Annotated in this window: 5 protein-coding genes; all 5 read right to left on the reverse strand. The window is 52.4% G+C overall.

The annotated features are described in order from the left end of the window. Positions 1–282: 282 nt before the first annotated feature. Positions 283–1,440: a PatB family C-S lyase gene (locus P1P89_22050; protein ID MDF1594202.1), complete on the reverse strand. Its 1,158-nt coding sequence runs from the start codon at positions 1,438–1,440 to the stop codon at positions 283–285. A 137-nt stretch (positions 1,441–1,577) separates the two neighbouring features. Next, positions 1,578–2,051 (reverse strand): ATPase P, encoded by a 474-nt coding sequence (locus tag P1P89_22055; protein MDF1594203.1) that lies wholly within the window; start codon positions 2,049–2,051, stop codon positions 1,578–1,580. A 23-nt stretch (positions 2,052–2,074) separates the two neighbouring features. Next, complete coding sequence (locus P1P89_22060) at positions 2,075–2,974, reverse strand: PfkB family carbohydrate kinase (protein ID MDF1594204.1); 900 nt, start codon at positions 2,972–2,974, stop codon at positions 2,075–2,077. A 108-nt stretch (positions 2,975–3,082) separates the two neighbouring features. Continuing rightward, complete coding sequence (locus tag P1P89_22065) at positions 3,083–3,973, reverse strand: mechanosensitive ion channel (GenBank protein MDF1594205.1); 891 nt, start codon at positions 3,971–3,973, stop codon at positions 3,083–3,085. Between the two features lie 115 nt (positions 3,974–4,088). Continuing rightward, positions 4,089–4,748: a hypothetical protein gene (locus P1P89_22070; GenBank protein ID MDF1594206.1), complete on the reverse strand. Its 660-nt coding sequence runs from the start codon at positions 4,746–4,748 to the stop codon at positions 4,089–4,091. Positions 4,749–5,154: the final 406 nt, after the last annotated feature.

Consider the following 5,154-nt stretch of genomic DNA (forward strand, 5'->3'; position numbering starts at 1 on the left):
GTCGCGCCAAATGATTATTGGAGGTAACCCTCTACATATAGTGGGCGGTTGAGTTAACTGCATACCCAGTATTATTTATTCACCTTCGCCTGAATACCCTGCTGCTTGCAGCAGGATGAAAGGCGAGGTGAACCGCGCCGAAGCTCAACTGAGAGAAGGCGGGTTAAAGCTACGGCGCAATTCCGCTTTGATACCCCGCAGCTGGTCGAAGATCCCGGTTTATCGGGGCTGCGGGGTGCTTCATTACCTTATAACACTCCACCGGTCGAATGCAACCGGTCGTTAACGATGCTGGCCGGCGTGAGCTATCGCTGCCCGCTCTATTTTTAAGAGCGCCTCGACCAGTATTGACCGGGGGCAGGCGAAATTCAGCCTTAGAAAACCAGGACTGCCGAAAGGTTTTCCGTCAAAAAGCCCGACCCCGGCGGTTTCAAAAAAAGCCACCGGATTCTTTAGACCGGTCTCCCGGACGTCCAGCCAGGCAAGGTAGGTCGCTTCCACATGGGTCATGGTCAGTCCCGGCATCCTGCGGACGCTATCTTCGACCATGTCTCGGTTTTCCCTTAAATAATCCAAAAGCGCTGTGTGCCAGTCCCGGCAGTCACGATAGGCCGCAGTTCCGGCAGCATAGCCCAGGGCGTTGACATGGGGAACAATACCGGCCATGGACTGCTGGAAGCTTTGGCGGAGGCATTTATTGGGAATAACCGCGAACGACAACCCCAAGCCCGGCAGATTGAACGTCTTGCTGGGGGCCATCAGCGTGATCGTCCGATCGGCCGGACCGGAACCTACCATAGCAGTGGGCACATGCCGTCGATGCCCGTCCAGAATCAGTTCGCAGTGGATCTCATCCGAACAGACAACCAGACGATGTTTTTCACAGATCTCTGCCAGGGTTTCCAGTTCTGCAACGGTAAACAACCGTCCCACCGGGTTGTGCGGATTACAGAGCAGAAAAAGCTTTGTCCGGGGTGTAATGGCCTGTTTAAACCGCTCAAAATCGAATTTCCAGCAGCCGTCTGTTTGAATCAGCGGAACCGTAACGAGGTTCCGCCGGGAATATCCGGGGGCGGACAGGAACGGCGGGTACACCGGTACCGCCGTCAACACCTCGTCGCCATCATGACCGATCGAGCGGCAGGCCAGATTGAGACCGGTCACCAGTCCCGGCAGCCATACCAGCCATTCCGGACTGATTTCCCATTGGTACTGCCTGAAAAGTCGGGTGCAGACGACCTCGACGAGTTCCTCCGGAGCGGTCGCATATCCGAAAACGCCATGGGCCACCCGCTGCTGCAGGGCCTCGACGACGGCCGGAGGGGAATGAAAGTCCATATCAGCCAGCCACATGGGGATGATGTCTGTTCCGCGATATTTATCCCATTTCAGGCTGGCAGTTCCGTGCCGTTCCACTAAAGCGTCAAAGTCGAAATTCATTCCTATCCCCTCAACTGTATTTTACAGATACAACTTTTCCCCAATCAGACAGGGAAAATGTGGCAAGGATTCATGGTTCAAAAAAACATTGCCCCTTTGCGCTCTTCGCGCCTTAGCGGTTCAGCGTTTTGGTTCTTCTATATCCTCAAGGTGGCTACCAGGCGCAGGGGATTGCTGAGAAGATCCAGCGCAGAAATAATCCCGCTGCACACCACATCGGCTGCCAGCAATGTTTCCGCTGCCGCCCCTTCCTCCTGAATAACCGCAATGCCGTGGGACGCTTCCTTGAGCATCAGGCGGTCATTCCGTCCGTTTCCAATACATACGCAGAACTCGGCACCCAGATCAATTACATATTCGCGCTTGCCGATATCCTGACGGTCAATCGGCAGGATGGAAAGTTTACAACTAATTCCGGTCAGACCCGAGCGCGCTTTTCCAAATGTATCCGCCGTTAAAACATGGATTTCAAGCTTGTCCGACAATTGCTGCAGGGTTTCCCTGACGCCCTCAATCAGGCGGCCGTCAACCGCCAGGGTTCCGTTGTAATCAAGAACAAGATATCGGCACTGCAGTTTTCCGCGCCCGGGAATCGAAATCTCTATCATCATTGGCTCCTTAATTTTGCCTTACTCTATTTGTTGACCGTTTTTAGAAATCGATCCACTGCGTCCGCATCGGGTATCGCCGGACGGGCGCCATAGCCGGTGCAGGCCAGCGCAGCGGCCGCGCTGCTATAACGCAGCAGATCCAGCCAATCCATTTTTTCTGAAAGACCCGCGCAAAAAGCGCCGTGAAATGCATCACCGGCGCCGGTGGTATCGATTGCCTCAACTGCAAAAGCTTCCAGTTGCCCGGCGCCTTCGGCCGTCTGCCAGACAAGCCCTGCCTCGCCCCGGGTGACAACCACCGCAGGGGCATAATGGTGCAATTTTTGAGCCGCCCGAACAACCTCTTTTTCCCCGGTAAAGTCTCTTGAAAATTTTTCCGAAGCAACGAGATAGTCGACCGCACCGACAAGTTCCCGGGTCCCGGCATGAACGGAACCTGCATCCAGGACGGTCGGTATGCCCCCCTTTTTGGCATGCGCCATAAAAATCGGAGCGAGGTGCGGTTCATGACCGTCAAACAGGATAACTTTGGGACGGCAATCAAACAGAAAGGCGGCCGGGTCGGCCGGCGGCGGAATCGCCGGATCTTTATAGTTGACGACGGTACGCTTTCCATCGGGCTTCACCAGAATTGCCGACAGCGGTGTCTGCACGCTTCCCCGATATACAAAATCCGTCCGTACATTGTCACGCGCCAGCTCCTCCTGATGAATCCGGCCGTAAACGTCATTGCCCAGATACCCGGCAAAAGCGGCCCTGCGCCCGAGGCGGGCAGCGGTTACGGCTGCATTGGCGGCCGGTCCGCCCCCGCAGCCGGCAAACAGGGAGGCAGCGCTTTTTTCGTCCGGACCGGGATGGCGGGAGACCGAAAACACAAGGTCGTAAGACGCCTGCCCGACACATAGCACATCAATGGACGCCATCGTTTTATTATCCTTTTATGGACAGGAATTCAGGCCGAAAGCAAATTTTAAATCAGAACCATCCGCGCTGATACCACCACCCGCACCTGATGGAGAGCCGTCCGCAAATCAGTTTTTCTCCTGCGCAGCCAGCGGCAGCGGCAGCGGCAGCGGCGAACGCACATGCAGGTCGCGCTGGGGAAAGGGGATTTCAATATCATTTTCCCGAAATTTCCGTACGATGGCGCAGTTGATGCCGGACCGTGTCAGGGGGTGACGTTTGGGATTGGCGATCCATACCCGCAGCCGCATGTTCCAGGACGAATCCCCAAAACCGAGAAGCAGCAAGTCGGGACGGGGTTTTGGCAAAACATCTTCACTTTCTTCGGCCACATCCCGCAGACATTTCAGAACCTTTTCAAGGTTTGACCCGTAGGAGACCCCGACATCGATATCCAGCCGAATTTTCAGGTCCCGGTGCGACCAGTTGACGACCTGTGAAGATACAAATTCAGAATTCGGCACAATAATCGAAATGTTGTTTAAGGACCGAACGGTTGTCGACCGCATGTTGATTTCCATTACATCGCCTTCGGTATTTCCGATGGTGATCCTGTCCCCCACCTTGATGGGCCGTTCAATCAGCAGAATCAAGCCCGATATGAAGTTGGAGGTGATATTTTGCAGCCCGAAGCCGATTCCAACGGACAACAATCCAAAAACCATCATGAAACCGCTCAAATCAATCCCGACAAACTGAAATGCCACCAGTGCCCCGGTCAACATGACCAGGTAATGGGTTATGCGTTTCAGGTTATACTGGGTGCCTTCTTCAAGACGCATGCGGTCCATAATGCGGTTTAAAAATATCCGGCGAAGAATGCGCGAGAGGATGAAAAAGGTCACCATGACCAGAAAAAACATGAATAACGAAGATACGGTGACCGGCGTCTGCTGGATCTGGAAAAGCCTGAAACTCAGGACCTGATCAATGTAGCCCATCAGTTCAGCAAATGTCATGTGCAAATTCTCCTTTGCTTAAATTGGAGCGGTGATTGTCTTCGGGGGTATTTCCAGAATTTAAAAGCGCAGGGGCCGGACGGCCGATATTCATCCCGGTTGTCGGCAAATACAGTCAGTCTTCCGGGGAAACCGCCCCCACAATCGTGCTGAACAGTAATACACCGATCCATACATAAATCGAGTAATAGGACCACTGTTTGATCAACCCATACATTTGCCTTGAAAAATCGACGTTCCGTTTAAATCCGATGATGGTTTCCGGAGGCTCGTAAATTTTTTCTTCATTATCCGCCGTCAGAATCAAAATACGTTCACCGCTCTGCAAATAACGGCTTTCCGCCAGCTTCCGCATCAGCACGGGTCGATTTTCTTCCGGCAGATTATCCTGCTTCAACTTTAATTCGATCAACCCTATCATCTTGCTAAAATCGTAACTTATCAACATCTTGCCCATTTGTACGTTGGCAACGCAATTCAGTGTCAGAAACAACAAACTGATTCCCATGCCGATGAGAACCATAGCAATCAGGCGCCGGCTGCTGCCTTGGATCCGAATGGATCTTAATCCGGATATAATGATTGTTGCTGCCGCAAGAATGGCGCCGGCATCCCGGATTATTGCAAATAAATGCCAGTTTTGCAGGGCGTCCGCTTTAAACTCCTTCATATCAAAAGGGAAAAGTCCTCCTGTCAGAATAGCGCCGCCCATGAACAATGCAAAACCGGCAACAATAATGTGTTTGGGCACGATGTGACGCATAAATCCCTGCATAAGGTTCTCCCGGTTATAGGATCGGGTCAGGTTCAACTGCGCGGATATAGCGGTTGTCAAAAAAACATTCCGTTATCCCAACGTTTTTTTCTACAACCGCTTATACCGCAATTCATTGTTTCAAAACTTCATTATGGAAAGCGGTTTACATGCCCTCCCTATATCAATTCTACTGAAAACATTCAACCTTGACCCAAAGGCTGGGCGTAACACCATGTCCCTAAGTGCTTCGATTCACCTAAAACAGATTCTATCACATTGAACGGATATCGGGATGATGTTTTTTTAAATAGTCTCTGAGGGCATCACAGGTGCTTGAGAACGCAAGCTTCTCCCAAGGAATTTCGCCGGGTGCAAACATCCCTGCCGCCAGCGATTCATCTGCAGCCTGTAAAATCCCATCCCT

This window comes from Desulfobacterales bacterium (genome assembly GCA_029211065.1).
GTDB lineage: Bacteria > Desulfobacterota > Desulfobacteria > Desulfobacterales > JARGFK01 > JARGFK01.